General features: G+C 61.3%; 33 protein-coding genes and 2 pseudogenes. 14 read left to right on the top strand and 21 right to left on the bottom strand.

The window, feature by feature from the left end; all coding sequences use genetic code 11:
* The first annotated feature begins 76 nt into the window (after positions 1-76).
* From BDB13_RS32150 to galE, 6 genes are read left to right on the top strand one after another with little or no spacing between them, the layout of a single operon-like run.
* Entirely contained in the window at positions 77-601 is a 525-nt protein-coding gene (locus BDB13_RS32150; RefSeq protein ID WP_176459609.1) for a hypothetical protein, read from the top strand.
* Between the two features lie 30 nt (positions 602-631).
* On the top strand, positions 632-2,722 hold the full coding sequence (locus tag BDB13_RS18470) for a glycosyltransferase (RefSeq protein WP_094272919.1): 2,091 nt from the start codon (positions 632-634) through the stop codon (positions 2,720-2,722).
* 29 nt (positions 2,723-2,751) lie between these two features.
* Positions 2,752-3,024 carry a PqqD family protein gene (locus BDB13_RS18475; protein ID WP_094275012.1) on the top strand — a complete coding sequence of 91 codons (273 nt, stop codon included), beginning with the start codon at positions 2,752-2,754 and terminating at the stop codon, positions 3,022-3,024.
* A gap of 3 nt (positions 3,025-3,027) precedes the next feature.
* Positions 3,028-3,909, top strand: a complete 882-nt coding sequence (locus BDB13_RS18480) for a hypothetical protein (RefSeq protein WP_254922865.1) — start codon at positions 3,028-3,030, stop codon at positions 3,907-3,909.
* A complete protein-coding gene (locus tag BDB13_RS18485) occupies positions 3,888-5,018 on the top strand; it encodes a nucleotidyltransferase family protein (RefSeq protein WP_094272920.1) in 1,131 nt (376 codons plus the stop codon). Before BDB13_RS18480 ends, BDB13_RS18485 begins: the two co-directional genes overlap by 22 nt.
* Positions 5,015-6,118: a UDP-glucose 4-epimerase GalE gene (gene galE / locus BDB13_RS18490; protein ID WP_094272921.1), complete on the top strand. Its 1,104-nt coding sequence runs from the start codon at positions 5,015-5,017 to the stop codon at positions 6,116-6,118. Before BDB13_RS18485 ends, galE begins: the two co-directional genes overlap by 4 nt.
* On the opposite strand, the gene BDB13_RS18495 is transcribed toward galE, so the two are convergent.
* Positions 6,016-6,819 carry a DUF4132 domain-containing protein gene (locus BDB13_RS18495; protein WP_176459610.1) on the bottom strand — a complete coding sequence of 268 codons (804 nt, stop codon included), beginning with the start codon at positions 6,817-6,819 and terminating at the stop codon, positions 6,016-6,018. The genes galE and BDB13_RS18495 overlap by 103 nt on opposite strands.
* Before the next feature lie 306 nt (positions 6,820-7,125).
* On the opposite strand from BDB13_RS18495, the gene BDB13_RS18500 reads away from it, so the two are divergent.
* From BDB13_RS18500 to BDB13_RS18510, 4 genes are all read left to right on the top strand, one after another.
* Positions 7,126-7,473 carry a hypothetical protein gene (locus tag BDB13_RS18500; protein ID WP_141210653.1) on the top strand — a complete coding sequence of 116 codons (348 nt, stop codon included), beginning with the start codon at positions 7,126-7,128 and terminating at the stop codon, positions 7,471-7,473.
* Positions 7,460-7,597 carry a hypothetical protein gene (locus BDB13_RS32155; protein WP_169637405.1) on the top strand — a complete coding sequence of 46 codons (138 nt, stop codon included), beginning with the start codon at positions 7,460-7,462 and terminating at the stop codon, positions 7,595-7,597. The genes BDB13_RS18500 and BDB13_RS32155 overlap by 14 nt, the downstream gene beginning before the upstream one ends.
* A gap of 328 nt (positions 7,598-7,925) precedes the next feature.
* Complete coding sequence (gene msrA / locus BDB13_RS18505; protein ID WP_094272924.1) at positions 7,926-8,423, top strand: peptide-methionine (S)-S-oxide reductase MsrA; 498 nt, start codon at positions 7,926-7,928, stop codon at positions 8,421-8,423.
* A gap of 721 nt (positions 8,424-9,144) precedes the next feature.
* Positions 9,145-9,339 (top strand): CsbD family protein, encoded by a 195-nt coding sequence (locus tag BDB13_RS18510; protein WP_094275014.1) that lies wholly within the window; start codon positions 9,145-9,147, stop codon positions 9,337-9,339.
* A gap of 40 nt (positions 9,340-9,379) precedes the next feature.
* On the opposite strand, the gene BDB13_RS18515 is transcribed toward BDB13_RS18510, so the two are convergent.
* The 12 genes from BDB13_RS18515 to BDB13_RS18570 form a co-directional block, all read right to left on the bottom strand.
* A complete protein-coding gene (locus tag BDB13_RS18515; protein WP_094272925.1) occupies positions 9,380-9,709 on the bottom strand; it encodes a gas vesicle protein K in 330 nt (109 codons plus the stop codon).
* The gene (locus BDB13_RS18520) at positions 9,702-9,911 is read right to left on the bottom strand and encodes a gas vesicle protein (protein WP_094272926.1); all 210 of its coding nucleotides are present in this window, start codon (positions 9,909-9,911) and stop codon (positions 9,702-9,704) included. The genes BDB13_RS18515 and BDB13_RS18520 overlap by 8 nt, the downstream gene beginning before the upstream one ends.
* Before the next feature lie 4 nt (positions 9,912-9,915).
* The gene (locus BDB13_RS18525; protein ID WP_094272927.1) at positions 9,916-10,695 is read right to left on the bottom strand and encodes a GvpL/GvpF family gas vesicle protein; all 780 of its coding nucleotides are present in this window, start codon (positions 10,693-10,695) and stop codon (positions 9,916-9,918) included.
* Positions 10,682-11,089 (bottom strand): gas vesicle protein, encoded by a 408-nt coding sequence (locus tag BDB13_RS18530; RefSeq protein WP_094272928.1) that lies wholly within the window; start codon positions 11,087-11,089, stop codon positions 10,682-10,684. The genes BDB13_RS18525 and BDB13_RS18530 overlap by 14 nt, the downstream gene beginning before the upstream one ends.
* The gene (locus BDB13_RS18535; protein ID WP_094272929.1) at positions 11,086-11,373 is read right to left on the bottom strand and encodes a gas vesicle protein GvpO; all 288 of its coding nucleotides are present in this window, start codon (positions 11,371-11,373) and stop codon (positions 11,086-11,088) included. Before BDB13_RS18535 ends, BDB13_RS18530 begins: the two co-directional genes overlap by 4 nt.
* 6 nt (positions 11,374-11,379) lie before the next feature.
* Complete coding sequence (locus BDB13_RS18540) at positions 11,380-11,631, bottom strand: gas vesicle protein GvpG (RefSeq protein WP_094272930.1); 252 nt, start codon at positions 11,629-11,631, stop codon at positions 11,380-11,382.
* A 3-nt stretch (positions 11,632-11,634) separates the two neighbouring features.
* Complete coding sequence (locus BDB13_RS18545; RefSeq protein ID WP_094272931.1) at positions 11,635-12,423, bottom strand: GvpL/GvpF family gas vesicle protein; 789 nt, start codon at positions 12,421-12,423, stop codon at positions 11,635-11,637.
* Complete coding sequence (gene gvpJ / locus BDB13_RS18550; RefSeq protein ID WP_094272932.1) at positions 12,423-12,833, bottom strand: gas vesicle protein GvpJ; 411 nt, start codon at positions 12,831-12,833, stop codon at positions 12,423-12,425. Before gvpJ ends, BDB13_RS18545 begins: the two co-directional genes overlap by 1 nt.
* A complete protein-coding gene (locus BDB13_RS18555) occupies positions 12,830-13,936 on the bottom strand; it encodes an SRPBCC family protein (RefSeq protein WP_094275015.1) in 1,107 nt (368 codons plus the stop codon). Before BDB13_RS18555 ends, gvpJ begins: the two co-directional genes overlap by 4 nt.
* Positions 13,937-13,941: 5 nt before the next feature.
* Positions 13,942-14,628 (bottom strand): hypothetical protein, encoded by a 687-nt coding sequence (locus BDB13_RS32160; RefSeq protein WP_094272933.1) that lies wholly within the window; start codon positions 14,626-14,628, stop codon positions 13,942-13,944.
* 469 nt (positions 14,629-15,097) lie between these two features.
* Positions 15,098-15,358: a hypothetical protein gene (locus BDB13_RS18565; protein WP_254922866.1), complete on the bottom strand. Its 261-nt coding sequence runs from the start codon at positions 15,356-15,358 to the stop codon at positions 15,098-15,100.
* 744 nt (positions 15,359-16,102) lie between these two features.
* On the bottom strand, positions 16,103-16,408 hold the full coding sequence (locus tag BDB13_RS18570; RefSeq protein ID WP_094272935.1) for a hypothetical protein: 306 nt from the start codon (positions 16,406-16,408) through the stop codon (positions 16,103-16,105).
* Positions 16,409-16,606: 198 nt separating this feature from the next.
* Here BDB13_RS18570 and BDB13_RS18575 point away from each other — a divergent pair, with 198 nt between their 5' ends.
* Positions 16,607-17,809: a glutamate--cysteine ligase 2 gene (locus BDB13_RS18575; RefSeq protein ID WP_094272936.1), complete on the top strand. Its 1,203-nt coding sequence runs from the start codon at positions 16,607-16,609 to the stop codon at positions 17,807-17,809.
* A gap of 30 nt (positions 17,810-17,839) precedes the next feature.
* Entirely contained in the window at positions 17,840-18,508 is a 669-nt protein-coding gene (locus BDB13_RS18580) for a HemK2/MTQ2 family protein methyltransferase (protein ID WP_094272937.1), read from the top strand.
* Here the strand turns inward: BDB13_RS18580 and BDB13_RS18585 are convergent.
* Positions 18,498-19,571, bottom strand: a complete 1,074-nt coding sequence (locus BDB13_RS18585; protein ID WP_094272938.1) for an iron-containing redox enzyme family protein — start codon at positions 19,569-19,571, stop codon at positions 18,498-18,500. The two genes, BDB13_RS18580 and BDB13_RS18585, sit on opposite strands and share 11 nt — an antisense overlap.
* Here BDB13_RS18585 and BDB13_RS18590 point away from each other — a divergent pair, their 5' ends adjacent.
* Positions 19,572-19,793 carry a CDGSH iron-sulfur domain-containing protein gene (locus BDB13_RS18590; protein WP_094272939.1) on the top strand — a complete coding sequence of 74 codons (222 nt, stop codon included), beginning with the start codon at positions 19,572-19,574 and terminating at the stop codon, positions 19,791-19,793.
* 815 nt (positions 19,794-20,608) lie between these two features.
* Here BDB13_RS18590 and BDB13_RS18595 read toward each other — a convergent pair.
* The 3 genes from BDB13_RS18595 to BDB13_RS18605 all read right to left on the bottom strand — a co-directional run bounded on the left by BDB13_RS18595 (position 20,609) and on the right by BDB13_RS18605 (position 22,924).
* Positions 20,609-21,208 (bottom strand): hypothetical protein, encoded by a 600-nt coding sequence (locus BDB13_RS18595; RefSeq protein WP_176459611.1) that lies wholly within the window; start codon positions 21,206-21,208, stop codon positions 20,609-20,611.
* Positions 21,209-21,449: 241 nt separating this feature from the next.
* Positions 21,450-21,623, bottom strand: coding sequence for a CsbD family protein (locus BDB13_RS18600; protein WP_094275016.1), 174 nt, complete (start codon positions 21,621-21,623; stop codon positions 21,450-21,452).
* Positions 21,624-22,114: 491 nt separating this feature from the next.
* Positions 22,115-22,924, bottom strand: a complete 810-nt coding sequence (locus BDB13_RS18605; RefSeq protein WP_254923035.1) for an AAA family ATPase — start codon at positions 22,922-22,924, stop codon at positions 22,115-22,117.
* 53 nt (positions 22,925-22,977) lie between these two features.
* Between BDB13_RS18605 and BDB13_RS33000 the strand changes: the two genes are divergently transcribed.
* Positions 22,978-23,184, top strand: a complete 207-nt coding sequence (locus tag BDB13_RS33000; RefSeq protein WP_254923070.1) for a hypothetical protein — start codon at positions 22,978-22,980, stop codon at positions 23,182-23,184.
* 40 nt (positions 23,185-23,224) lie between these two features.
* On the opposite strand, the pseudogene BDB13_RS33005 reads toward BDB13_RS33000, so the two are convergent.
* From BDB13_RS33005 to BDB13_RS18615, 4 genes and pseudogenes are all read right to left on the bottom strand, one after another.
* Positions 23,225-23,320 (bottom strand): annotated as a pseudogene (locus BDB13_RS33005) (hypothetical protein); the annotation flags it as partial.
* 24 nt (positions 23,321-23,344) lie between these two features.
* Positions 23,345-23,971 carry a DDE-type integrase/transposase/recombinase gene (locus BDB13_RS33010; protein WP_254922867.1) on the bottom strand — a complete coding sequence of 209 codons (627 nt, stop codon included), beginning with the start codon at positions 23,969-23,971 and terminating at the stop codon, positions 23,345-23,347.
* Positions 23,877-24,521, bottom strand: coding sequence for a helix-turn-helix domain-containing protein (locus BDB13_RS33590; protein WP_369597452.1), 645 nt, complete (start codon positions 24,519-24,521; stop codon positions 23,877-23,879). The genes BDB13_RS33010 and BDB13_RS33590 overlap by 95 nt, the downstream gene beginning before the upstream one ends.
* An 820-nt stretch (positions 24,522-25,341) precedes the next feature.
* Positions 25,342-26,123 (bottom strand): annotated as a pseudogene (locus tag BDB13_RS18615) (TetR/AcrR family transcriptional regulator).
* Between the last annotated feature and the right edge of the window lie 18 nt (positions 26,124-26,141).

The following is a 26,141-nucleotide window of genomic DNA, read 5'->3' on the forward strand; positions in this document are numbered from 1 at the left end:
ACTGGAAGAATGCTACGGTTCTGCCAATTCGTCACCATTGGTGCTTCGGCACTCGAGAACCCGGGGGTAGGTAGCTATGAGTCGCGATGCATTTCAGAATGTGCCGGTCGGTCGCCGCAAGTTCGTCAAGACGGTATTGGCCGCGTCAGCAGTTTCGGTTCCGATCGTGACGTCTATCAGTTTGGGAGGTGCTGCACCGGCTTTCGCTTCGGGCGACACTCCCAACCTGTCGGGTGTTCCGAATCGCGGCCAGGGCCAGAACGGCCAAGGCGGACAGTCGGGCGATGGTGGAAACGGGACAGGCCAAGGCGGTAACGGCGGCCAGGGAAATGGCGGCGGTGGCCAAGGCGGTAATGGCACACCGCCAGGTCAGCCCGGAGATTCAGGTTCGTCGGGTAGCGCGGGCAGTTCAGGTTCGTCCGGTAGCTCGGGATCAGGCTCGACAGGATCAGGCTCGGGTAGCTCGGGTGGAACCACAACGCCGACCGCCAACCCGACGCCTCGCGAAGTGCCGACACCGCCGACCGTCAGGCCGACACCGCCGACCGTCAGCCCGACAATGCCGCCCGAAGTACCGACCGACCCGACCGAATCGAACTAGTAGCAGGTTGGCATTGAAGGGTAGTTCACGATGAGTGAGTTCGATGTCGCACTGCACCGCGCTCTGAAGAAGCTTCAGAGCGCGGGTGCAGTGGAGGTCAAGGAGACACCGCCCCATGGCGAGTCTGTGGATCTGACGATTGCGATTGCGACGTATGACGATTTCGACGGTGCGTATTTCACGATTCATTCGATATTGACTCACCATCGTGAAGTTCTCGATCGAGTCGAGTTCGTACTGTTGGACAATTTTCCCGAGGGACTGCCGGCGCCGATGCTGGAGTCGTTCGCGAAGTACGTTCCGCGGTTCCGTTATATTCCGTTCACGGATGTTCGGTCCACGGCAGTCCGAGATATATTGTTCCGCAAGGCAACTGGAAAATATGTACTCGTTCTCGACTCTCATGTGATTTTGGCTCCCGGATCGCTGGCGTCGTTGTTGGCCCATTTCGATGCAGATCCCGACACCGACGATCTGATTCAAGGTCCGATGCTGTCGCAGGATTCTTCACACATTGCGGCTACCCACATGGAACCTCGGTGGAAGCGAGGCATGTTCGGTGCCTGGGGTGTAGACCCACGGGCCAAGGAAAACCCCGAGGTCCCGTTCGAGATCGACATGCAAGGGTTGGGTTCGTTTGCATGCCGTCGTGAGGCCTGGCCGGGGTTGAACGAACACTTCACGGGCTTCGGCGGTGAAGAGGGATACATTCACGAGAAGTTCCGCATCAATGGCGGAAAAGTGATCTGCCTGCCGAGGTTCCGCTGGTTGCATCGATTCGAACGGCCGTTGGGCGTCCCGTACCGCATCAATTGGCCGGATCGGATTCACAACTACCTGCTGGGCTGGCAAGAGATCGGTTGGGACGTCGAATCTGTTCACCGCCAATTTTCGATACACCTGGGTGGGTCCTATCCGAACATTCGTCGGGAGGCCGAACTCCGTGTGCAGCGGCCTGAACTGATATTCGGTGGAGTACTGGCGCTCAGTGATGATCGCCGGATTGCGCCGTGGCGGTCCTGTCTGGGAGAAGCCGAGTCGATTGGGTTGGCAATTCACCGTGCCCTGCCTGCCGACGAAACACCGGATCCGTGGCGAATTGCCAGTGCGTTTGTCTCCGGCGTCGACAAAGCGATTCTGTTGGGTTGGAAATCGGTGGTCTTTTTACGGGAAGATCAGGTGATTGACGGCGCACTTGCGTACAAACTCCGCAACATCGATGGCGAACTCATCGACAGCGTTGACGCTGCGGTCATCCACTCGGTCCTCGACGACTTTTCCGATTCCGTGTTGGTCGTGCGCGCGAGCGCATATCAGGGCCTGCGGGATCAACTGTCCGGCATGATCGCCGACGCCGGTGCGTCAGTATTCGATTTGCCGACGTGGTTGCTCTTGCAGGGCGCAACGGACGTTGTGCTGAGGCAACCTTTGACATCAGCGCGAGTTGCATCTGAGATCGGCGAGTCGACAGCAACTCCGATCTCGACACTGGGCGTTGCCGTCGTCAACCTCGATATCGATATCGACAGATGGAATTCGTCGTGGCAGACATTCAATCAACTTCTGAATGTTACTGAGGTAGTGCGGCTTTCGGCGTCCGAAGACCGTGCCAACCCGGAGGTTGGATTCGCAGCCTCCTGGCGCCGTGCAATTGCCCTGGCTGCGGAGAAGGAGTGGGGTTCGGTTCTCGTCACCGCCGACGACGTCGACCTACTCGATGCGTCCAGTTCGATCCTGGAATCGGCGCGTACTGAACTCGAACACAGTTCGTGGGATGTGGTGCAGTTGGGGCACGATGCAAAATCTCGCAGTGGCTCATTGCTCGACGGTTCTTCACTGATGCGTGCAGCTTCCGAAAACCGTGGAGTTCACGCCGTTCTGGTCCATTCGCGTGCGTTCGAGCGGATTCTCGACTCCATTCCCGACCCGAATTCGGATGTGGAGGGATTTACGACGTGGGCGGGGCGTTACCGCACCATCGGCGATTTCTTGGTTGACGGCAACGTCGCCGGTACGTTGACGTGCTGCTCGCTCTCACCGGGAATCGCCACCAACCGTGACTTGCTCCGCGCCGGCGCGGTCGAGTCCGACTATTCGCAACGATTCACACTCGGCCATTGACCGTTCACCAAGATATGCAGGGAGTTTCCGTGACTGAGTTGCTTGTAGATACGAGACCACAACGCTCATCCAGCGTGGAGAGCAACGACCTCACCGACGGTGTTGTGTTGTACGACAGTTCCGTCGAGATTGCGCATCATCTCAACCCTGTCGCGACGTTGGTGTGGGAGTTGTGTGACGGGCGGATTGTCAGCGACATCGTCGATGCGGTTGCCGAGGTCTTGGAGATCCCCGTGATCGAAGCAGAGTCGATCGTCAACGAAACGCTCGGACAATTCATCACCTCCCGTTTGTTGGTGTGAATCGTGGTGAATGCACACGGCGACCAGGAAATCCGCGCGCATTACCTGTGGGTTGATGCCCTTGTCACCGGGACGTTGATACCCGAGGTCGGCGTCGTCGAACACAAGCTCGCGAGCCCGTGGTCTGCCGATCACCGGGTGAACGCGAACATAATGCCGAACGAATCCGCCTCGCATCGCTGGAACGTGACAATTGATTCCACGATCGCAGCAGACACGGAGACCCTGATCGGTCTCGATGGTCTGCATATCGCGGAGAGTATCTATCGCACGGTTCACCGGGATGTCATGTCGGCGGCTCGTGTCGAAGGGTGGACGCGCCTACATGCGGCACTGGTTGATTGCGGCGGGGTGCGAGTGGCGATTGCCGGGCATTCGGGTGCCGGCAAGACCACCTCGGCTCTGGCACTGGCGTTACGGGGCGCGCAGCTTCATTCGGACGAAGGGATCTTCATTCGAGGGCACGATGCGATAGGGCTGCCTCGGCGGATACACATCAAGGCCGGCACTTTCGACGTTCTCCCCGAGATCCGTGCGCTCGAGCTACTTCCTCTGCCGTACGAACCGCCGGTCTGGGCGCTCGATCCCACAACACTGCCAAATCCACCATCCGCCTCGTCAGCCGTACGCGGCATCGACGTGTTGTTGATTCTCGACGGGTGGGGGGAGAGTGAGACATCCATCCAGCCGATGCCCACGGCGGTGGCTCTGCGCTCGCTTGCTGAGCAGTCTGCATTGTGGTCCGACGGCCACGGCCTCACACTGCGAAACATCGCCGCCTTGCTGTCGAACACCGCCTGCTACAGCCTCACTCGGCACCACGCCGACACCGGGGTTGCTTCCGTCGAGGAATTGGTGGCGTCATGCGTGACACGCGGTACTTGATTGCGATGCTCGATCCGGCCGCTGGGCCAGACCTGATCCGTTCGTGTTCCGCCGGGGACTGGCCCCGGGTCATCGACACCGCCGCCCGGCACAAGGTGCTACCACTTCTGGCTGCCGCAGCTGTCGACGCCGGATTCGCGTCGACGTTGCCGCCAAGTTTCGCGAAGATGCTCGCAGAATCCACGGCCCCCGCGTCGAGTCCTGAATTGACTTTGAGTTTGGTCCATCACCGCAATGCGCTCCGTATCGCGGACTTGGAATCCCAGCGAGTCGAGATTCAGGAGATGCTGCGAGGCAAGGGATTTCCGACCGTCGCGCTCAAAGGCGCGGCGCTTCTCGAATGGAAGGTCTGGCCCAATCCCGCAGCGAGGCGGATGACCGACATCGATCTCCTGGTCATCGACCCTACTCACGCTGTCTCCGCAAACGACGCCATTATCGAATTCGGATATCGGATGGTGCAACCGGACGAGGTTGACGGCGAATCCATCGATCATGACGATCACCAGGAACCGGCATTGCTCCGCGACGACCGTCACGGGTCCGTCGAGATCCACTCACATCTGCTGCCACGCTTTGCTCGTCATGCACTGACACGAGAGCGTGCAGTCCAGGGCATTCCCGCCACATTCGACCCGCCCACGTTGGCAATCAGCGATGCTGCGCTGCACATCATCGCGCACGCACGGCTTGCGGATCGCGCACTGATTCGCGCAGACCCTGCCCTGAACAGCGTCATCGACGTCGGATACCTCCTTGCTTTCGAACCGGCGCTCGCCGCCCAATTGGCGAGGCTCCCATTGCCACGTGATGTCCGCCGAGCAGTGAACGTGCACCTGGCAGCGGTGGAATCAGTGTTCGGGCGCAGTGACCTCGGTACTACCCGTTCTGCGCGGCTGTGGTGGCGATGGACATTGTGGTTGGCGGATCGTCCGCGTCTGCATTCGCTCTACCGCGACGCGGTGATGGTGCCGCTGTTCCTCGATCGGGACAGACTCTCCATCAGAGAAGGCCACGACCTGCACGGACTCGCGTTGGCTCGGGCTCGTCTGTCACATTTCACCAGGCGAGCGCGCACTGCATTCGGAGATGCCGGGGGAGCAGCGTGAAGGTACTCATCACCGGCGGAGGTGGATTCATCGGAAGCACCATTGCGTCGAGATGCACTGACGCCGGGATCGATGTCGTGATCCTCGACAACCTGGTGACAGGCCGAATCGAATTCGCACAGCGTTTCCCGTTCTACCGGGGAGACATCGCGGACGAGGCACTTCTCGACACCATCTTTGTTGACCATCCCGACATCGAGGCAACCGTTCACTGCGCAGCGCTGATCGTCGTCGGCGACTCCGTGACCAGTCCGGTGACGTACTACGACAACAACGTCGTCAAGGCGCTCACTCTGATCTCGAGTTTGCTCCGTAACGGGTGCCTACGCCTCCTGTTCAGTTCCTCCGCCGCGGTGTATGCGGCCGCGGACGGGGGATGTGTCGACGAACGCTCCGCTATGGCGCCCCAGAGTCCCTACGCGCGAAGCAAGGCGCACTTCGAATCGATGCTCGCGGACATCGTCGCAGCGACCGACCTGGCTGCCGTTTCACTTCGCTACTTCAACCCGATCGGGGCAGATCCCGACCTGCGCAGCGGATTACAATCAGAGCATCCGACGCATGCTCTGGGGAATCTCTTCGAATCTTATTCGACCGGAACACCTTTCGCCGTAGCTGGAACCGACTGGCCGACGCGAGACGGCTCCGGAGTACGTGATTACGTCCATGTCTGGGACCTTGCCGACGCGCATATCCGCGCATTGGAACGGTTCGATCGGATTACAGCCGACTCGACCAGCACCACCGTCGTCAATCTCGGAAGCGGTCGGGGGACCACGGTGTGGGAACTGGTCAGAGCCTTCGAGGAGGTGCTCGGACACGACGTCGCGGTAAGGACGTCATCGAGGCGACCGGGAGATACTGCCGGCGCCTATGCGTCGAAAACCCTCGCAGCCCAGGTACTCGGATGGGTGCCGTCGCGCACCCTCGAAGCGGGGATCGAGGACACCGCGCGCTGGTTGGCTGTGCGTGAGAGTCGATTGAGTTGGAGCACTTTTCACGACGCGAAATCCGTGAGATCGGCGAGCAATTCCGAAACTGTCGCACGATCTACCTCGGCCAACGTGCCACCGCGCACGTCCACAGATGCCAATGTCTGATCCGGGTAGCCGTCGTACGGGCTACCCGTACCCATACCTGGTTCGAGCCCCAGCAATACGGAGACCGAATCACTGAGCTGGTACAGCAATCCCTGGCCCCACGACGCCGGGTTCTCCCACCCCGGTTCCCAACCGCGATACGTCAACCGCAGTGCCTGACTCGGCGTCGCCGTTACGCCGGTGAAGCGGGCAAGCCCACGCCCGTCCAGATCGTCGGGCATCGCGTTGTAGACCAGGCGTCCCAACTGTGAGAACGGTTGCAGAATCTTGTAGTCACGGAACACTTGCGACCATGCACCGATCGAGTCGGGGATGTGCGCTGGATGCACGAGACCGATCACGCCGTCCGGCAATTGAATGCCTTGACCTTCTACATCGGCGAACGTGTTGTCCTCGGCAACCCGGAACACCGTCGTGGGCGCACCGTTCTCACCGAACGACGCCCACAGCAATCGTCTGACTAGATGAATCACCAACGGATGGCCCAGCAGATACTGCGAGAATTCGTCACCACTCCAGCGACGCCCGGTAACCATCGCACGATTGAGCCGCCTAATCTGGTCGGTAGCGACCGACTTGATCTCACGCTTGAAAGCTGTGAACTGTGCGCGGGCAGCCTCGGCCAGGACCGGATCGTCATTCGCACCAGGCCTCGGCAGGCTTTTCGACGCCTTGCCTTTCCCATCGACGACATACGGCACCAAAGTCTCCGGAAACTCCGGTGTGATTCAAATGCTCGTTTCCCCAGGGTAAGACGTGGATGCTGGGACCTTCGATCCTCTACTCGCACAATCCGCACTGAGCACATCCGATCAGATGAAAATCGTCCTGTTTGTCGATGGTCAAAACGCACACCCAAACCCGCAGGAGGCCGTTCAGCGGGTAACCGTCGAAACGCGACGCTTCGTAACTAGTGTTTGCAGAATGCCGCGACTGATTCACCTGAATGGAGCCTCCGGTATCGGGAAGTCCACGCTCGCCAGATGTACGCCGACCGTCACCCCGGAGTGCTCAACCTCGACACCGACCATATGGTCAGTCTCGTCGGTGGATGGCAAGACAACTTCTGGACCGCCTTGGTTGCAGCAAGACAGCTCGCCGTCAGCATGGCGGCAACCCACTTACAGAGTGGGCACGATGTGGTGATGCCGCAGCTAGTCACCCGAATTACCGAAATCGAGGACTTTGAGGAAGCGGCAAAAACTAACCACGCCGAGTATCTCGAGGTCGTACTGATCGGCAGCAAAGAACAGGCGCTCGCTCGATTCGCCGAACGAAGTGCGCACTTGGAGGTCACCCGTCAGCAGCAACTCGACCAGGTGATCGTGCAGAACGGAGGAGATGGACTTCTTTGAACGAATTCACGACCATCTCACCGAGTACCTGCGGATTCGCTGGAACTACCTCGTAATCGACGCCGACCGTTCCACCGCAGAGGGAACCTACGAGTCATTGATCGCAGCACTCGCAGCTAGTTGAGTCGAGATAGGGGCAAGAGTATCGAGGATGCTTTAGCTGTCGACCTTCCGCTGGTCTGGACCGAAACTACGGCCGGAGCGACGACCAGCCGCTACAACTGACGGACCTTCTTTCGCATCTTCCGTGCATACGTCATCGAACAAGACTTCCGACGGAAAAACTTGCAGGGTAGTCGATTTCGGCGGAAATGGACGACAAGGGCAACTATCGTTGCCGGCCGTGCACAAATCATGAATGAGCCGTCGGATGCCGGGAATCGTCTGAATCTCGACAGGTAGCGTCGAGGGGGAATGCTGCGCAAACATATGGCTCATTGTGAAGGGGCGGAATGACTGACACCCGTAAGGCGATACTGGCAGGCGGATGTTTCTGGGGTATGGAGGACCTGATCCGCCAGCAGTCGGGAGTGATCGCGACGCGAGTTGGCTATACCGGTGGGCAAAATGATCGGCCGACCTATCGCAACCATCCAGGTCACGCGGAGGCCGTCGAGATCGTCTACAACGCTGCGCAAACGGACTACCGGGCGCTGTTGGAGTTGTTCTTCCAGATTCACGATCCGACGACACTGAACTACCAGGGCCGCGACTTCGGATCCAGTTATAGGTCTGCGATCTTCTATCTCGACGACGATCAGAAGGGGGTCGCGCTGGGCACCATCGTCGATGTCGAGGACTCACGTCTGTGGCCCGGCAAGGTAGTCACCGAGTTGACCCCCGCCGGGACCTTCTGGGAGGCGGAGACCGAGCATCAGGACTATCTGCAGCATTACCCGGATGGCTATACCTGCCACTTCCCGCGGCCTCACTGGAAGTTGGACGCGTAGTTATGCGGTCCAACTTTCGGGGTCCACTCCAGCACGGTGTGACCGGCCAATCCTGGACCCGTCAATAGGCTGTCACTAACGTCCGCGCCTCATACACCTAGCGACGGCCGCGAAAATGAAGATCAACAGCCAAAAAGCAACAAAGAGATAGCCCAGGACCAGGCCTGCGATAGCCAGGCCACGTGTGCCAGCATCACATCGAGTTGCGGTCGTCGGCAGCCTCGTCGAACCTTCGTACGCACGTGAGGATGTAGCGCCCCTGTCTGTGCATTTCACAACTGCAAAGTTGTTCCTACACTGGAAGAGTCGCGGTTAGGCGCCCTGAACCCCGGACGTTGACCGTGAAGCCTCCATCGAGTCACCCCGGCCCGATGGAGGCGCCCTGTACGGGCCCCGATCATCTCCCTCGGGTGAGGGGCTCGTCGGCCGCGGGTAGATGACGGTCAAACGTTCTCGACAGCAGTGCTGTAGACGAGTTGACTGGTGCTGGAGGCGTGAGCAATCAAGAGCAGTCAGGGTCAGTATCGGCGTCAGCCATATACCTGGCCCGGGTGCGGAACTAGGCGATGCGACGGGAGTCTCGGTGACAAAAGGGCGGCATACCGCCGCGCCGACGGGCTCACCACGTTTGTCTCTCACCGCACCGCCGACCGCTTGGGCACATTCTTCCCAAGGAGTGCGGGCGGCCGCACCGAGGGATCACAGAGAACAGGACATGGTCATGAGCATGGGAAAGAAGATCCATCACAAGGTCGAAACCGCGGAAGGCGCCGCCAAGAAGGCTTTCGGCAAGGCCACCGGGAACGCCCACCTCGAAGCAGAGGGAAGCAAGGAACAGGCCAAGGGCAACGCCAAACAAATGGGGGACAAGGTCAAGGACGCTGGAAAGAAGATCAAGAACGCTTTCAAACATTGATCATCGTTCGGTGAGTCCGACCGAAACTCTGTGAAACCGGCTATTCGTTCGCCAGCAGCGGCCCCAGCGGTCCGAGGTCGATGTTCAGGTCCTCAGGTGTGAGATCGAAATGATCACGCAGTTCCGCCATTCGCTCCTCGAGCAGCATAAGTGTCGTGCCGATGCGTTCGATCTGCTCGTCGCTGAGGTCCCCGTGCTCGACTCGGCGTAGCGCCTGCCGCTCCATCAACTGGCGTAGGAGCTCGACGATGGTGAGGACCAGTGCGACCAGGCCCTTCTCGACGGACTCTGGGTCGGCATCGATCCGTTGAGGCAGAACCCGGCGACCGACGTCGGTCGGCGCATCCGACTCGGGCTCGGGCTCAGTCATCGCTAGGCTCCTGACCGGCCGGGTCTGGGACGAGTGCGCTGACCGATGCGATGAGCGTGCGCAACGAGATTCGGACCATGTCGACGTCGGCGAGCGACAGAGTGATCTCGCCGGTGATGACAACACCACCACCGAGCACTCGATCGAGCAGGTCGACGAGAGCGATGCGGCGCGTGTCGTCCGAAGGAACCATCTCGCTCATGGGCTCACTCGTCGATCCCGGCGAAGGAGTACGGTGGCCACGGTCCGGTCAGTTCCAGTGTGACGCCCGGGCGCTCGTCGTCGAGGGCCGCGACGAGCGCGGCAAAGTCGTCGACCCGCTCGGAGTCCACCAGGTAGGTGCCGTTGAAGATCATCCAGGCACGCTTGCCAGTGAGCACCGGATCGGTGACCTGTCGCCGGCGCCCGCCGACAGCATTGCCCAAGAGCGCCGAGTGAATCTCCTCCGCATGGCCCGCCGCCCTGCGTTCGACGTCTTGCTGCGCGCTCAACTCAGCACGACGGCGTAGTAGATACGCGGTCCCCTTTCCGCCCGCACGGGTCGGGGAAGATTCCGCTTTCGCGTTCTGAGCCAAGGTCTTCGAGTCTGCGTACGCTTTGACGCCCCACTCGCTCCGTCCGGTCACCCTCCGCAACGTTGCCCTGAACTCCTCCCGTCGTTCGTCGAGGAGTAGACGAACCCGGTCGTCGTCGAGGTAGACAGTGGCCAATCGCAGTGGAACGGTGGGACCGCAGCGCAACATGGCGGCCACCACAGCGTCGTGTGCCCTCGCGGTTGTGGCCAGCCAGTCGAGGTCCTCGAGGTTGTGCTGCAGCGGTGCCTGCCCGAATTCGCTCAGGCTCACCGTCCCCACCACCGCGACGAGACCCGCCGACGCCACGGCCCGGACCGGCTCCCCGGCCACCCCAGAGACCCCGGCGAGTTGTGCGTCGCCGATGCTGTCGGTCGTGATGCCGTAAAGCCAGACACCGTCATCCGCGGTCATCGCCAGGCTCCTGCCGCTTCGCCTCCACCTCGATCGGTTCAGCGGCCTCGATGGCAGAATGTACCGACCTGTCGGACTCGAGTTCGGCGATCCGCTCCCGCAGCTTCCGATTCTCGAGTTCGACGTCACTGTTCCTGCCGGTCAGCCAAGGGTCATGCTCCCACCAATCGATGCCCACCTCCTTCGCGGTCTCCAGCGAGGCGATCACCAGTCGCACCTTGATGGTCAGCAATTCGATATCGAGCAGGTTGACTTGAATGTCCCCGGCGATCACGAGTCCCTTGTCGAGCACCCGCTCGAGGATCTCGCCGAGGTTCGTCGACTGGTGCCCGCCACCCAATCCGCCACCCGAGCTCTGCGGGAGGTTGCTCGCACCGCCACCGGCGATGGTCATGACAGCCCACTCCCACTGTCACCGACACCCCGTACGTAGCGGCGAGTTCTGCGGTAGGACAACAGTTCTCCATCCAGATCCAACACCACCTCGTACAGTGCGAGCATGTCCGTCGACGACGGGATTCGCTGATCCTCGACTACCTCGACCTCCACCGTCCATCCGTCGTCGGTCGGCATGACCGACGTCGCGCCCAACGGTTTCTTGCCGGTCAACTGTGCGATGTCATGCGTTGCGATCTCGGCGATCTCGGGTGCCGGCAACGGTGGTTCCTGTTCTGCCATCACCGATCACTCCTTCTCCGGAGTGGTGGGCTGCCCCGTCCCGGTCATTCGGTCGAGGATCGCCTGCTGAGCCTGCTCTTCCTCTTCGGCGGAGATCTCGCCCGCCGCGCGGGCGTCCTCCAACTCCTCGAGAGCGCGGCGGGCACTCGCGGGATTGTGGAGTTCGTCTTCGACCTGTCGCTGGATCAACTCGGCCAGCGATATCACCCCACGAACGGGAGCGAGTGGCAGGGTGGCGATGAACGACAGCAGACCCATCGGTCAGCCCTCCGACTTCTGGGTCACCACGAAGTCGTAGGCGGCGAGAGGTCCGAGCAGACTCATGTCGACCCGGCCGTCCCACTGCTCGGCCAGTTCCCCCACCGCCTTCTCGAGTTCTTCCTGCCGGGCCACCTCGACGAGGACGGCCACTTGCGCGGCCTCTTCCTCGTGAGTCGGTTCCCGTACGTTGACCGAATCGGACAGCGAGTCGAGTGCCTCGAGCACCTTGCCCGTGTCGGCGTCCCGCTTGGCGACGATGGCGTTGCTTACGATCTCGCCGAGCGCCATCCGGGCATCGCGGGTACTTTCCTCGGGCTGATCGCGGATCGCGCCGAGCAATTGGGCGGCTTGTTCGCTCTCGTCGATCACTTCACGAAGGATTGCCTGCTCGACGTACCGTCCCTTGACGACGTATTGGGCTCGACCTTCGAGTTCCTGCAGCGCCGCGGCGAACTCGTCGGCGTGTGCTGCGAGCAATTCCTTCTCGACGGACTCTTCATCGGTCATGACCGCACCGAAACGAAGTGGGAGTACGGGTGCCACACGAGATGTGCCGTCCAGTAGGTGTGCATGGGCTTGCAGGTCCTCGGGTTTCCCGAGCGGTCTGTCCACCGAGATTTCGCTCACGAGTGCTGCGATGCCGCCGTGCTTGACGATGGTGACCGGGCCGTCACACACGCCGACCGCATCCTCTTCGGCTTCCATGTCCGCGGGCACGATGCCGTACACGTAGACACCGCTGGTGCGCGGTTCCTCGGGTGAATCGGTGCTCTGGTTTGACGTCGACATCACATATCACCTCGAGTGGACTTACGCGAAACCCGTTCGCGCTCAGGTTCTTCCTGCCCGCCTCCGAGGATGTCGCCGAGTTTCTCACCAGCTGCCTCGAGCGCGCCCTTGGTTTTCGATTTGGCGCCGCCCTCGGTGACCGATCCCACCAGGTCTGTCAGGCCCTGCGGCTCACCACTGCCGACTTCGAGTCGGTTCGCGGCCTCCGCAAAACGCAGGTAGGTGTCGACGCTGGCGACGACGACGCGTGCGTCGATGGTCAGCAGTTCGATGCCGACCAGGGAGACGCGTACGTAGGCGTCGATTACCAGGCCCTTGTCGAGGATGGTGTCGATGACGTCGGCGAGGCTACTGGAGCTGGGGCCGCCGCTGACTCCGCCGCCTCCGCCCGCCGGTTGTATCGCCGTCATCGCTCTGCGCCTTGTCTGGAACTGGCGGGCGCACTCTTACTCGATCGGCCACGCCGTTTCGGGGGTGCCGAGTCCTCATCAGCGGCTGCGGTCTTACGCGGAGGTCTGCGGCGTTTCGGCGGCGACGGGGCTTCCTCCTCGTCATCATCATCGTCATCATCGTCCGGCTCAGCCTCGTCCTCCGCGGTTTCCTCCGACTCCTCGTCGGCCTCGTCGGCCTCGTCGGCCTCGTCGGCTTCTTCGAGTTCGACCACCTCGCCGTCCCGGATCTCCCCACGCCAGCCCTCCACCTCGTCGGGATGGAGGACAGCCTGCGTCATGAGATGGCGTCCAAAGTGCTTCAACTCCAGCCGAACTCGTCGCCCCGGAGCACGCCACAGGTTTCCCGTCTTCTCGAAAAGGCCCTTCGGGTGATACTCGAGTATCAAAATGATTCGAGTGAGATCGGGAGTCACCTCGTGGAACGTCACCGCACCGTCGATAAAACCTTTGGCACCCTTCGAGCTCCACACGATCCGCTCATCGGGAACCTGCTCGATGATCGACGATTCCCAGGTTCGGTGCGACAGAAAGACCTGCGCCTTCCACTCGAGTTTCTCCTCCGATTCCTGCTCGACCCGCTCGACCTTCTTCATGAAGGACGGAAAATCGGCGAACTGAGTCCATTGGTTGTAGACCAACTGGACTGGGGCGCCCACATCGATTGATTCGACGATATTGGTCAACTTGAGCTTCTTGCCCTTGCCGCCGCCCGTGCTCCCACCACCGGTGACGGCCTCCTTGACGTCGGAAGCCTTGTCCTTGACCATCTGCTTGGCGCCCTCCCAGCCTCCGCTCACCGCAGATTTGATCGGTGACTCACCCTCTGTCTGCTTCTCGGACTTTTTCTCGGAACCGGTAACAGCGGAAATCAGTCCTCCACCGCCACCCTCGGCGTAGTCGGCGAGCCTGCCCGATGCGTTCTGCACCTTGTCCGAGACCGACGAGAGTGCCTTGTCGGCCACCGTGCCGACCAGCCTCTGCACTGCACCCTGCAACACACCTGACGATCCCTGCCCGTCGCCCGATACGGATTCTCCTTGCTGATTCGCGGCGTTCGTCATCGCTATCACCGTCCTCCTCGCCGGACGGGCGCAGAATCAGTCGTCGCCTTGGCCCGTGTCCGGCGACCGCGCGACGGAACTTCTTCGTCATCCTCGTCAGATTTCGCGGGCCGCGACCTGCTGGTCGGCCCCGAGCTGTTGTTGGACGTCCGCCGGCGCGCAGCGGGCCGCTTACGTGGCGCCGGTTCCTCGTCAGCGGCTTCTTCCTCGTCGGGCTCCTCGTACTCGTCTTCCTCGTCGTCGTCCGGCTCGTCCGGCTCTTCGTCGACTTCGGATTCGTCGTACTCGTCGTTCTGAGACCGACCGCGGCGCTTAGCACCGAGTTTTCCGACCTTGCTGAGCTTGCCTACCGAGTCGCCGATCCCGCCCACGGTGTCGTCCACGGTGTCCACGGCTGCTCCACCGCCTGAGAGGAGTCGGTTGTTGAGCGAATCAATGCGCCGACTTGCGGCGGTAACCGCCGCGGCCTTCGCCGCGCTGACCAGCTCTTCCCGAACCGAGTCGCTGAACTTGGCGAACTCGGGGGAACCCGCGAGCATCTTGGTGCCGCGTTCGAGTAAGTTACGCGGCCCCCCAGGGAAGCGTCCGGTCGCCCCCGCACCGGCGAGCATCAGCGCCATCTTCATTCTGCGTGTGCGGCCCAGCACGTATCCCGCGCCGACGGCCAACGCCACCTGACCTTTGGTTTTCATCGTCGAACCCCTTTTGCCGAGTAGTCACAGGCGCGTCTCTTGCCAACGTCGCGGCATTGTGTCGCAGGTCCATGCTCGGGAATGTGTTCGCAAAACCGTGCGCGGTAAGGGAGGCGCCATTTTCGACTACCCACTCGCAACACACTCAACCAGCTGCCGACCCCTCGATTCGGCCAACTCCCGCGCGGCGACGGTGCGCAGTCGTTACCTGCCCGAAAAGCCTGGCCGGCGGCGATCCGCCAGTTGGCTGCTGTGATCTCCCGACCACGACAATTGTGACTTGTTGTGTCCCGGAGCCGGTGACGGATTCATCCGCTCACCCCGACGCAACGCCGGGGGTAGCGCATTGGTGTGGAAGGCCCAAACATGTCGATTTTCTTGCTCGGCGCTTCCGTTGTCGACCGCGCCGAGCATCTAGGTATTTTTACGAAACAGTGTTGCTGCTCAACAACTCTCGCCGGTCGTCATGTCACTCGGCACCGGACCGCACCGCTGCGACTACAGCCGCGACGACGAGCGCCAGTAGGAGAACCACGAGCAGTACCGGACCGAGTAGGAGTCCGAGGATCAGGAGCAGTGCGAGGGCGATCTTGGTCTTTCCGCTCAGTCCGGTCACCAGCGCTTTGATCGCGGCCCACGCAGGATTCTTGCCCGTCAGGACCGCCCGAATGCCTGCGAGCCCGGCTTTCATCCCCGGGCTGCGTGCGACCCCGTCGACGAGCGTATCCATCCCATCCCGGATTTTCTGTTGAATTTTCCTCGTCACCGTCTCACCGCGGTCTCGCACCGCGTCCAGCTGTCGGCGAACGTAGGTTTTCAACCACTCGATGATCGCCTCGACCGACCGCGCCACTCGGCCGCGAGGAGCCTCCGAAGGCTGGTCGCCTGTGGTCTCCTGTGAAGGCTGGTCTGGTCGACGCGTGCGATTCTGCGCGGTGGATCGGGGGGGTGCGGACGTGCGGGACTTATCTCGGGCAGACGTCCGAGCCACTGGCTTCACGGTGACTTCGGAGGACCGCGCACGTCCTGGGGATGCGGCACGGTCGGGGCGCCGCCGGCGGGGCCTGCCCGACGCGGGTTCGGCGGCGGCATCGGCTCGTGACGGTCGAGGCGCCGAATTCTTCCCGCCTGAAACGCTGCCACGGGACGAGGTTGGGGATGATTTCGCGGCAGCCGGTGGCCTGGGCGGTAGCGGTCGCCTGCGTGGCAGCCGCCCCGAAGCCCCGACGGAAGCGGCGGTTGACCTTTTCGCTGTCTTCGATGACCGCGCCGCCGCACCGGACGAGTCGCTTACCGCCGCGAGGTTGTCACTGTCCGTGGTCCTGCCGAAAGCACCTCCGCGGTCGTGTCTGACCGGCGTAGTCCTGCCGCCCGTTCTCTCTCGTGCACACATACATCGCAATTACCCGCCGGGACATTCTCGAAACCAGAACGGACGAGTTCCCGTTTCACTTGAACGTCTTGGTCCTCCTTCTCAATGTCCTTCTTGATCGAAGAGCGTTTGACCTTCGAGTTGCTTGACGCGACGGTGTTCTCTCACAATGACGAGCACTCCAACTACGAAGGACACCACACATACGACCCCAGCGATCAACGCCCAGCCCCGAAATCCGTAACCTGCTGCTACCAAGGTCAATCCGAGCGTCACCAACCCAAGTCCGATCAGTAGATATCCGGGAAAGTTGCGTCCGTCGGTGATCGCCTCACCGGCATGCGACCGAATCGTGCGTTCATCGTCCACGGGAATGCCCCCGTTCTCATCGGTCACCACACTCTCCATCCTGAAATCATGAGGAGGCACGCTTCGCAGCCATCGTCGGCCCATTTCGCAATTACCCGATCGATGCACCGACGAAACTGGGCGAAGTGCGCCGCAGCCAGCATCTCTCGAGAACGCAGTGTGCAACCTAGCGGAAAGGACGCGAGACCCAGCAAGATCGTATGCTGAGAATCCGGGATCGAAACTGGAGGAAATCTCATGGTGGAAAAGGCCGCTCCCCACCAAAACTCCGCAGAGACACCCACACTCGGTGTGGAGGAGGAGTTTCTCGTCTGCGATCCGCACACCGGACGGCCGAGCCTACGCAACACCGAAGTTGCCGCCGCGGCTGGTGAACTCGGCCTCACCCTCCAACTCGAGCTCTCCCGCTGCCAGATCGAAACGTCCACATCCATCGGCACCCACATCAGCGACCTTCGCGATCAACTGTGCGAATCGCGTGCGGTCACCGCCGACGCTGCTGCACGCACCGGATGTCAATTGCTCGCGGTGGGAACGCCGTTCTACGATCCACCCCCGGACTCGATCACCGTCACACCGAGATATCAGCAGATGGCTGAACAATTCGGCGCCCTCACCACCGGTGTGATGTGCGGGTGCCACGTGCACGTCGGCGTGGAAGACCGCGAACAAGCGGTGCAGGTAATCAACCACCTACGGCCGTGGTTGCCGACTCTGTTGGCTTTGACTGCAAACTCACCGATTAGTGCCGGTGTCGATACCGGCTACGCCAGTTGGCGTTACATCCTGTTCGGACGGTGGCCCAGCTCCGGGCCACCGCCGTACTTCGAGTCCCCTCACGACTACGACGCCGCCGTCGCTACGATGCTCGAGACTGCAGTCATCCTCGATCCGCACATGGTCTATTGGTACGTGCGCATATCGGATCACCTCCCCACCATCGAGATCCGGATCAGTGACGTGCCGGCCACTGTCGAAGAGACGATGACATTTGCCGCGCTGGTACACGCCTTGGTCACCACGGCGATGAAGGCGATCAGCCGAGGCGAGTCCGCGCCGATCGTCGACCAAGCAGTACTTCACGCGGCGTGTTGGCGAGCTGCCCGCGACGGACTCTCCGGATGCGGGCTGGACGTGAATAGGAAGCGTCTGGTGCCCGCTCACCACTTGGTCCGCCGGCTTCTGGCTCACACCGCATCGACACTCGCCGAACTCGGCGAACTCGAGCAGGTCACTACGTCACTTGCGTCGGTGCTCGACCACGGCAACGGGGCGATCGTTCAACGCCGCACGCTTGCCTGTCGCGGCAAGGTCGCCGACGTGATCGACGAATCCGCGCAGCGCACATTCGAAGGGTGCGATCCGCAAGCCGATCCGATCCGGAATTGGCGCCCTCGTTCACGCAAGAGTCCACCTGGCATCACTTCGGCCAGACACTGATGTAAATCCGCGCGATCTCGAGGAGTGCCGATGCTGCTTCGTCTGCCAGGCGTATACCCACCGCAAGAAGACACATGGTTGCTCGCCGAGGCCTTGGCAGCTGAGAATCTCGGGCCCGGCTCACGGGTTCTCGACATCTGCACCGGCGCCGGTGCGTTGAGCTTGCGTGCCGCGTCTGCCGGCGCCGGAAGCGTCACTGCGGTAGATATTTCCCGACGCGCACTGGCCACCACCTGGATCAACGCCCGTCTGCGCCGGCTGTCGATCCGCGTCGTATACGGCGACTTGACTTCGCCCGTTCGAGATCAGCGTTTCGACGTCGTGGTATCGAATCCGCCGTACGTTCCGGCACACGACGACGTCTTGCCCACTCGGGGTATTGAGCGAGCGTGGGATGCGGGTGTGGATGGGCGCATGCTTCTGGATCGAATCTGTGTGCAAGCACCCGGGGTGCTCGCGGCGTCAGGCATCTTGTTGATCGCGCAGTCGGCACTGAGCGGGGTCGAAAAGACTCAAGCCATGCTGGAAGAACAAGGACTATCAGTCGAAATCGTTGCCCGAGCGGAAATACCTTTCGGGCGTGTACTTTCCGCGCGCGCAGCACTGTTCGAGGCTCGCGGACTCATTGCCGTGGGGCAACGCACGGAAGAGATCGTTGTCCTTCGCGCCGTCCGATCACATGTCGAGGTCAACACGTAGCGCTGGAACTGCGCAATGACGACTCTCCTCGCGCCCAGCTTCCCGTAATATGTTCGGCCAGTAGATCGTCGAACACCAGACACGCTGCCGCGCCGAACAGAATATTCCTACCCATTGCGGGATCCTGCTCGGCGAGCCCCCCAGCAAGGTTACGAACCGCGATCTGCTCGTGAACCGAGTCGGCTTCGACATGCTCGTCGTAGAACAAGGTGGCGCGAGCGTCGAATCCGAGCCTTCGCAGGCCGGCGCTGTAATTCTTGCTCGGCAGTGAGGAGGTGGTTTCCACCGCACACAGATGACCGGCCAAAGCCCCGAGATGGCGTCGGTGCAGTCCGAAGAACGAAAGCACGTTCAGTCCTGCCAGAGTCACCGCCGGAACGACGTCGAGGTAATGCGCATATCGATCCGAGAGGCCGAGTTCGCGCATCGTCGTCGCAAAGAGCGTCGAGTGCATCCGTTCGAGGCGCCCTCCTCCGTACTCGTCTGCCTGCACTTCCACCAGAGCGGCCTTCGGTGCTCCGGCGAGTCGAGGTATACCCAAGGTGTGAACGTCGGATTCCCTCAGTTGGTTGAGCGAACGGTGGACAAGCACCTCTCGGAACTGGTCTGCACTGGCTTCTGTTGCCATGAATTTGGACATACTCGGGCCCGCCGACGGGGCGGTCATCGCCCACAGGGCGGACACCACATCGCCATCCTTGACCTGCTGCGTGCCCACGACGTCACACACCGCTGCTTCGAAGATCGTTTCCAGTGCGGCACGTCCTGCGAGCAGGTCGAGGTTCCATTCCCAATCGTCGGACACACCGTGAAGTCCCTGTAGATGCAGTTCGTACAGCAGTGTCAGCGTCAGCTGTGCGTCCTCGTCGAACAGGATCGATCGTCCATCGTGTTGCTCAGCCAACCCCCGGGCGGCAGCGTTGAAGGCCGCAGGGTTAGCGTCGGAACCGGACAGCACCGCGATCAACCTCGCACTGACCGGTCCTCGCGCAGCAGGGATCGGCATGCGTGTCGTGACGTTGGTTGTGTGTGATGGTGCTCGATCAAGGTCTGTGGAGGACATGTGAGCTCCGTTTCCAATCCTGGATGTGAGGATCGTGATGTCACGATCACGGTATGCCCGGACGGTCCGCTGCTCGTGCGCGGCCCGGCGACTCTGATCGACGCCGACGGCAACGCGATCAACCGCGAACGAGCCACTGTTGCGCTCTGCAGGTGCGGCGGAACAGCTATTCCGCCCTTCTGCGACGGTACGCACAAGAAGAGGAAATCTCGACGTTCCTGAGTGGATTCCAGAGTCGTCCGGGCAGCATGCCGCAGAGCGCGGGTGCCGCTGACGACCATTGGGCGAAACTCTCAGGATCGCAATGTTCGATTTCGGATATCAGAGCCGACCAAGGCCCCATCGGCGGCGAATCTCAGTGAGTCACGGCAGGAGTCACGGCAGGTGGCCTCGGACGTCCCCACCTATCGCAACCTACTCGGGGTAGTCAGTTGTTTGCGGAACGCAAATTACGGCGATCCTTCCGCTGCTGAACGCGTGTCCCACTATGGCGAGGAAACTTTTGACGGTGGCGAACTTATCACCGGTGTTTCAACACTCCCTTGAATCCGCACGTTGCGAGAGTGGGGGATTCTTCTGTCAGGGAAGCGGCTCACCGGCGCGTGCCTGTGAAGGCGGCGCACCGATGAGCTATACGCATCGAACCGGAATGATGCGCGGTTTCGGGCCCACCTCCGACGAGTGAAAGCCGGAACGGCTGGCCGTACACGGCAAACCCCCGCCCAGGGGAGACTTCTGCCGCAAGCGATAGATGCCCACGCTCGAGCATGCATAAACCTGGTGCATGACGAAACCCACCTCGAAAGGGGCGGATCGAATCATATGAGCGATGAGCACCCCACACCGGACAAAACCACACCGCAATCTCGGCGACGATTCGGCATGGTCTTGCCGCTGGTTCCAAGTCACGTCCACGCTTGGTCCTGAGCGCCATTCGGTTGCCCATCGCCCGGTCTGCCACCCCGCGGTCCCACAAGAGTGCGGGTCCGAGCGCCATTCCGTGTTCTGATACTCCGGATATTCGAGGTGGGGCGGGTCTACGTCGCGGGGTACGTCTGTGCCCTCTGCACGTCTCGATAACTGCGAAGAGACAGACGCCCGACGGCCATAGCACCGAGGAACAAGATCGCAGCGCCGATGCCCTCGAAGAATGCCAACTGCTGCAAGGCCTCGCTCGCCGGCCTGATCGCTGTAGGACTACCCGGGTCGCCGGTGTGCAGGACCGGTGCCAGAGTCGGACCGACAATGAACCAGGCACCACCGAGAACGGCGAGCCAGGCGCCAAGGCTGGCGACGGCACGATGTGCGCTGAACAGAAGCAAGGCTCCACCCGCCATGGTCACCGCACCTGGTAGCACCTCGAGCCAGCCTCGACCCGATGTCCAGGTCCACGCCTCGTCCGGTACGAAGGAGAACGAAAAGTACGGGCCGACAAACGGAATTAACGCACCCCACAGTCCCAGCAGAATCAGCAGTATCCCGGAGATTGCGCCGCGACTACGGGGTACCCACATCCGGCCGGGCGTCGTACCGGCGGCTTTCTCCGCGGTCGTCGGTGGCGAGTAGTCATCCGATGAGATTGGATCCACCGAGTGCGCGCCCCCCGGATCGTGACGAGACATGTCATGACTGGCCATAAGTCCACTCCTTCTCGAAAGCGAGTGATACGTCGTCGCATTCTGCTCGGCGAATACCACGACCAAACGAGCACAGAAAGCACGTAGATCGTCCGGTTTTCGGCTTGACACCAGCGTGCTGGGTTCGATGCCCGCACGGGCTAGAACACTTGACGCGAGACCCTGGTAGGGACTGCAGTTCGGCACCGTGTTCCCGCCTGGCCGTGTTCGTCGACGAGACGACAAAAGTCGTCGACGGGAATCAGTCCTTGAAGGTGTCCTTGACTTTCTCGCCGGCCTGCTTCAGGTTGCTCTTGGCCTGATCCTTGTTTCCTTCGGCTTCGGTGTCCTTGTCTCCGGTCGCCTGCCCGACCTTCTCCTTGGCCTTGCCGGCCAACTCTTCGGCCTTGTTCTTGGCCTTGTCGACGGCACCCATGGGCTTCTCCTTCTCCTTTGTGTACTGGTCCGGTCGCGGGTCCACGAACGGTCGACCACGCTGTGCAACATGCCCCGTGAAGCGACATCACCACGCGGACAGTGAGCTGTATACCCGTCCCGGTGATGTCCAACCGTTCTCGACGGGATCCGTTGTCGCTGCTCGCGGGCGTGAGGCGTTCGCGCCACCTGCACTGTGGTGAGGTTCGAGCAAAAGCACCATGACCACCCGAAAATTCGGGTGGAGAATGACCTCGAGGCCTTCGTGTCTGTCCGTGTCTGCCGCGCCATCGCTTCGCGCCGGCTTGCCAACGGATATGCAATTGATCGTCCCAGAGACCGAGTTCCCGATCGCGCTCAATTCCGTCGACAACCCCTGGCACTCGCAATGATTCGACATTGATTCTCGACACGGGTTTTCGACAGCTCCGAGCTGCGAATATGTGTGGATTTCAGCGCTTTGTGGCGGCGTTCTGCGATCACTCGCTGTCGCTAAGTGCCGATAACAAGGATGCTCGCCGCGGCCTCGACGACGTCGTCGGTGATGACCTCGAGCTGATTGATCTGGAGAACTCGCGCGATCTGCAGGAACAGCCGCTCGAGGAGCCGGAAGTTGCCTCGCGTGATGCGCTCGATCGCGGCGATGGCCTGCGCATCGGTGAAGTCATCGGGGTCCAGGGTGCGGTGGAGACGTTTCCAATGTCGGTCGAGGGCGAAGAGGAGTTCGTCGTGTCCGAGGGCCCGGTACCGGTGGGAGAATCCGAGGCGGCTGTAGAGCTGGGGGTAGTGCCGGAATCGTTGGTCGATTCCGGGCATCCCGATGAAGATCATCGCGAGGTGCGTGCGGTCGTGGTGATCACGGAGGAGCTCGAGCACTGTGGGTGTAAGTCGTTCAGCCTCGTCAATGATGAGCAGTTCCACCAGGTAGGCGGCGTGACTGGTCTTGTGCGGCACCGTTCCGAGGCATCCCTGATGTTCACCGACACAAATACCGACTTTGAGCTGCCAACGATCGATGTCGCGCATGAGATCTTTGGGCCGGGGTAAAACTTCTGGGGTGTAGAAGACGGTGCGGGATCGGTTGGCGAGGGCGAAGTGCTTGGCGTCCTGGTCGCCGCGTGGTCCCCACTCGGTGATGTAAGGCTCGAGTGCATCCCAGTTCGCATACCGGCGGGCGGAGTTGGTCTTGCCGACGCCGGCGTCGCCGTGGCATATCCCGAGGGTTCGCTCCTTCCGAACGGCATTGGCGAACTCGGTGAAGCGTCGGTGCTCCTTGGTGACGATGAAGGCCGCGCTCATCATTCGTCCTCTTCGTAGGTGCGCAACCGGATCCGGTGCGGTGAGGGCGGGGCAGTGTGTGGTTCTTCGTGGACTGCGATGGTCGGGATGCGGTCGTTGATGGTGTGGCGCAGTTCGCGGCGGCGGGCTCGGCGGGCGGCTTCGATGTCGCGGAGACTGAGGCGGAGGTTGGGGTGGTCTTCGTCGACGGCGACACAGATGAAGGTGTCGTGGTCGTAGACGCGGATCTCGGAGATGTCGCGGGGGGTCGTAGCGGATCGTGATGGTGCGCCCCACGAAGGGTGCGAGTGTCGGCGCGAGGTAGCGCTGGCCTTGGAAGTGGATACCGTCGCGTTGGACCGTGCGGTGCTTGGGAACAGTGAGCAGGAGTCCGTCGAGTTCTTCGAGACTGTCGGGCATTCGAGGGAGCCATCCGTCGGCGACCTAGGAGTCGCGGGGAGAGATGCCGATTTCCCGGTGGGGTCGGGCGTTGTAGGTGCCGATGAAGTCGCCGATCGCGCGATCGAGTGCGGGCAGGTCGAGTGTGGGTTCCGGTTTTCGGCTTCCCGGTCCGAGGTGTCCGGGAAGTGTTGCCAGGAGTTCGGTATTGACGGTGCCGAAGAATCGCTCGATTTTCCCGCGTCCCTGAGGCCGGCCGACGATGGAATGGATGATGCGGATGTGCAGGGCGATCGCGGTGCGTTCGAGGTGGTGGCTGGTGAAGTCGGAACCGTGATCGACGTGCAGGATGTCGGGGATGCCGCACATAACCCAGCTTGGTTCGCTTTTGCGGCAGATCGCCTGCCGCAGAGAGAGCGCGGTATTGAGTGCTGACGGGGCGCCGGTGTAGCCGCAGATCGCGCGGGAGTGGTCGTCCATCACGGCGCTCAGCCACGGCCGGTCGGGTTTCCCGTTGGCGCCGGTGATGAGGATGTCGAGTTCGGTGTGGTCGGCCTGCCATATCTGATTCGGATGATCAGCGCGTCGGCGGAGGACGAGTTCGTATCGGTCTCGGTATGAGACGGGACCCTCGAGTGCAAGTGTGACCAGGGCTGGATCCAGGGCCCGCACGATGTTCCGGACGGTGGAATAGCTCGGCGCTCGGGTGCAGTGTCGCGAGGCTGGGGCGTGGTTTCGTCAGGGCGAGTCCTTCGATGAAGGTCACCGTCTCGGCGGCGGTGCGCCGGGTACCGGTGTCGGAGCGTGGGTGCGGGTCGAGTGCAGCGACGCCTCCGGCCCGGTAGAGCTGATGCCAGCGTTGCAGTGTGCGCTGGCTGATCCTGGTTTCGCGCGCGATGGCGGCGAGCGGGATGTGGTCTTCGACGTGGAGCCGGAGAACCCGCCAGCATTGCGCGTTCTGACTTGTCGTACTCACTCGGGTGTAGCCGAGCATCCTCACTCTCCTATTTTGCCTCGAAAAGCCCCTTTTTCGGAACTGTGAGACACCAGTGTCGATGAGATGACTTTCCGAGACAATGTTGTGGTGGATATCCTGCGGGAGCTGCAGCCTGAATCTGGCCTGCCCAGTGTCTCGGAAAACTGTAGGTTTATAAGACAGGCCACCTCTCTCGACCTTCGGGATCGATCTGGCGAACGGGGCATCCCCGACCGAAGCAGCCATACGGAACTATATTGAATTCCGCGCAGTTTATTAGTTGAATATTGCACAAACGATCTGTCCTAGCGCACCCGGACGCCGAGGACCACAACTCACGCAAGAGTGCAGGTCTTCTCACAATCACAACTGTGAAAAGACCCAAGTCCGTCAAAAATCACCTTCAAAAAGCATCAAGTAAGTATTCTTCCTCAGTGCCGGACAGTCCTAACCGCAAGTCCCAATGCGCGACCACCGCCCGGCACATTAAAAACCCTCACCAACCTACATCTTGTGCCTGCTCGGATCATCCGTGGATCGACTCATAAACTCCGGATCCGGGAGAACTGGATAAAGCTCGAAGAAATACCCCAGTTTCGAGGACTGTCACGTTAGCGTAGTACTTCCAGGCTCGCCTGCTTACATTGCAGGTCCCAATTTCGATGGCAGGACCTCTGCCCTGTATGCAGTAGCGAATGCTGCCGGTCTCTAGACGGAGAGAGGAGGTGAGTTTGAAATGAATAAGATCATCGCTATTATGGGCCAGCCTATCTACGATGACTGGTTTCCGATAGAGCTAGGAAGTCTGTATCTGGGTTCTTTGTCTACCATCTCAGCTGAAGGTGCAATGCCAAGCGCCCCCGGCTTGTAGAGAAGATCGGCCGAAAGCATGTGGATGATAGTTTCGGCTCTGCCTGAAACCTGCATATCAGCAGATGCGTGGATCGTGCGGTGGTCACAATTCCAGCCGAGTGTCGAAAAACGATCTTGGTCCCAACAGGTCGATGCATCACTACTGATGATGACGATGCGCGACTGTGGCGGCATGGATGTGCAGCAAAGCGCTTCAGTTAACTCCGCAGGTCGACCTACGCCAATGGTGTAGACCTACAACACGATCTACAGGTTTAGACGACCGCGGCGCTTGACTGTAGGAATCGGTCAGAGTTGCCGCCAGGCCTGCAAACAGGATGTCGAGACCACGTTCGAGTTCGACTTCGCCGTCGTACGCAGCCAGCACGGGCGCAATGCCACGCAGATGGGGAAAGTCGCCGATCGGAAGGCGGTGCAACCCCAGGCGCAGCAGGTCGTCGGTCTCCTCGGGCCGTTCGACGAGTTTCTGCAGCTCATTGAGAACTTGCCCATGCAGGAAGCCGAACAATGCCTGGTAGACGTGCAGTGCCTCGGCGTCACTGAAGCCGGCCCGAATGAGCAGCGCAAGGATGGCTTCAAGTGGGCGTAGCGTTCCCAGCGGCCGAAGCCCGAGGGGCGTCGAGAGCGGTCGGGTGACGAGCAGCGGCACCACCTGAGGATGGTCGAGCGCCAATCGGCGAAAATCCCACGCGATCGCGCGGAGTTCGGTGACCCAGTCACCGTCACCGACCTTGAGTTGGTCGAGAACACTCTCGGCAACGCCGTCGAGGAGCGCGGACTTGCTCGGGGCATGCCGATAGAGAGTCATCGGATCACGGCCGAGGGCCTTCCCAGGTGACGCATGGACAGCGCCTCGATGCCGTCGCGATCGATGATCTCGAGCGCGACCTCAAGGATCCGTTGCCGGGTGATCGGGCCGCCGTCAGCTTTACCGACCCCGCGACTTGTCGAGCGACGGGCTGGCTCTTTCGACATCGCAACCCTCTATCCCTT

The sequence above is a fragment of the Rhodococcus sp. OK302 genome, from assembly GCF_002245895.1.
In the GTDB taxonomy this organism is placed as follows: Bacteria; Actinomycetota; Actinomycetes; order Mycobacteriales; family Mycobacteriaceae; genus Rhodococcus_F.

Bases quoted from the DNA above. Each gene is read 5' to 3' on its own strand.
- BDB13_RS32150 (WP_176459609.1), top strand. From the start codon at position 77: ATGAGTCGCGATGCATTTCAGAATGTGCCGGTCGGTCGCCGCAAGTTC.
- BDB13_RS18470 (WP_094272919.1), top strand. From the start codon at position 632: ATGAGTGAGTTCGATGTCGCACTGCACCGCGCTCTGAAGAAGCTTCAG.
- BDB13_RS18485 (WP_094272920.1), top strand. From the start codon at position 3,888: ATGCGTGACACGCGGTACTTGATTGCGATGCTCGATCCGGCCGCTGGG.
- BDB13_RS32155 (WP_169637405.1), top strand. From the start codon at position 7,460: ATGGACTTCTTTGAACGAATTCACGACCATCTCACCGAGTACCTGCGG.
- msrA (WP_094272924.1), top strand. From the start codon at position 7,926: ATGACTGACACCCGTAAGGCGATACTGGCAGGCGGATGTTTCTGGGGT.
- BDB13_RS18510 (WP_094275014.1), top strand. From the start codon at position 9,145: ATGAGCATGGGAAAGAAGATCCATCACAAGGTCGAAACCGCGGAAGGC.
- BDB13_RS18515 (WP_094272925.1), bottom strand. From the start codon at position 9,709: ATGACTGAGCCCGAGCCCGAGTCGGATGCGCCGACCGACGTCGGTCGC.
- BDB13_RS18520 (WP_094272926.1), bottom strand. From the start codon at position 9,911: ATGAGCGAGATGGTTCCTTCGGACGACACGCGCCGCATCGCTCTCGTC.
- BDB13_RS18525 (WP_094272927.1), bottom strand. From the start codon at position 10,695: ATGACCGCGGATGACGGTGTCTGGCTTTACGGCATCACGACCGACAGC.
- BDB13_RS18530 (WP_094272928.1), bottom strand. From the start codon at position 11,089: ATGACCATCGCCGGTGGCGGTGCGAGCAACCTCCCGCAGAGCTCGGGT.
- BDB13_RS18535 (WP_094272929.1), bottom strand. From the start codon at position 11,373: ATGGCAGAACAGGAACCACCGTTGCCGGCACCCGAGATCGCCGAGATC.
- BDB13_RS18540 (WP_094272930.1), bottom strand. From the start codon at position 11,631: ATGGGTCTGCTGTCGTTCATCGCCACCCTGCCACTCGCTCCCGTTCGT.
- BDB13_RS18545 (WP_094272931.1), bottom strand. From the start codon at position 12,423: ATGTCGACGTCAAACCAGAGCACCGATTCACCCGAGGAACCGCGCACC.
- gvpJ (WP_094272932.1), bottom strand. From the start codon at position 12,833: ATGACGGCGATACAACCGGCGGGCGGAGGCGGCGGAGTCAGCGGCGGC.
- BDB13_RS18555 (WP_094275015.1), bottom strand. From the start codon at position 13,936: ATGACGAACGCCGCGAATCAGCAAGGAGAATCCGTATCGGGCGACGGG.
- BDB13_RS32160 (WP_094272933.1), bottom strand. From the start codon at position 14,628: ATGAAAACCAAAGGTCAGGTGGCGTTGGCCGTCGGCGCGGGATACGTG.
- BDB13_RS18565 (WP_254922866.1), bottom strand. From the start codon at position 15,358: ATGGATACGCTCGTCGACGGGGTCGCACGCAGCCCGGGGATGAAAGCC.
- BDB13_RS18570 (WP_094272935.1), bottom strand. From the start codon at position 16,408: ATGGAGAGTGTGGTGACCGATGAGAACGGGGGCATTCCCGTGGACGAT.
- BDB13_RS18575 (WP_094272936.1), top strand. From the start codon at position 16,607: ATGGTGGAAAAGGCCGCTCCCCACCAAAACTCCGCAGAGACACCCACA.
- BDB13_RS18580 (WP_094272937.1), top strand. From the start codon at position 17,840: ATGCTGCTTCGTCTGCCAGGCGTATACCCACCGCAAGAAGACACATGG.
- BDB13_RS18585 (WP_094272938.1), bottom strand. From the start codon at position 19,571: ATGTCCTCCACAGACCTTGATCGAGCACCATCACACACAACCAACGTC.
- BDB13_RS18595 (WP_176459611.1), bottom strand. From the start codon at position 21,208: ATGGCCAGTCATGACATGTCTCGTCACGATCCGGGGGGCGCGCACTCG.
- BDB13_RS18600 (WP_094275016.1), bottom strand. From the start codon at position 21,623: ATGGGTGCCGTCGACAAGGCCAAGAACAAGGCCGAAGAGTTGGCCGGC.
- BDB13_RS18605 (WP_254923035.1), bottom strand. From the start codon at position 22,924: ATGATGAGCGCGGCCTTCATCGTCACCAAGGAGCACCGACGCTTCACC.
- BDB13_RS33590 (WP_369597452.1), bottom strand. From the start codon at position 24,521: ATGGCTGCTTCGGTCGGGGATGCCCCGTTCGCCAGATCGATCCCGAAG.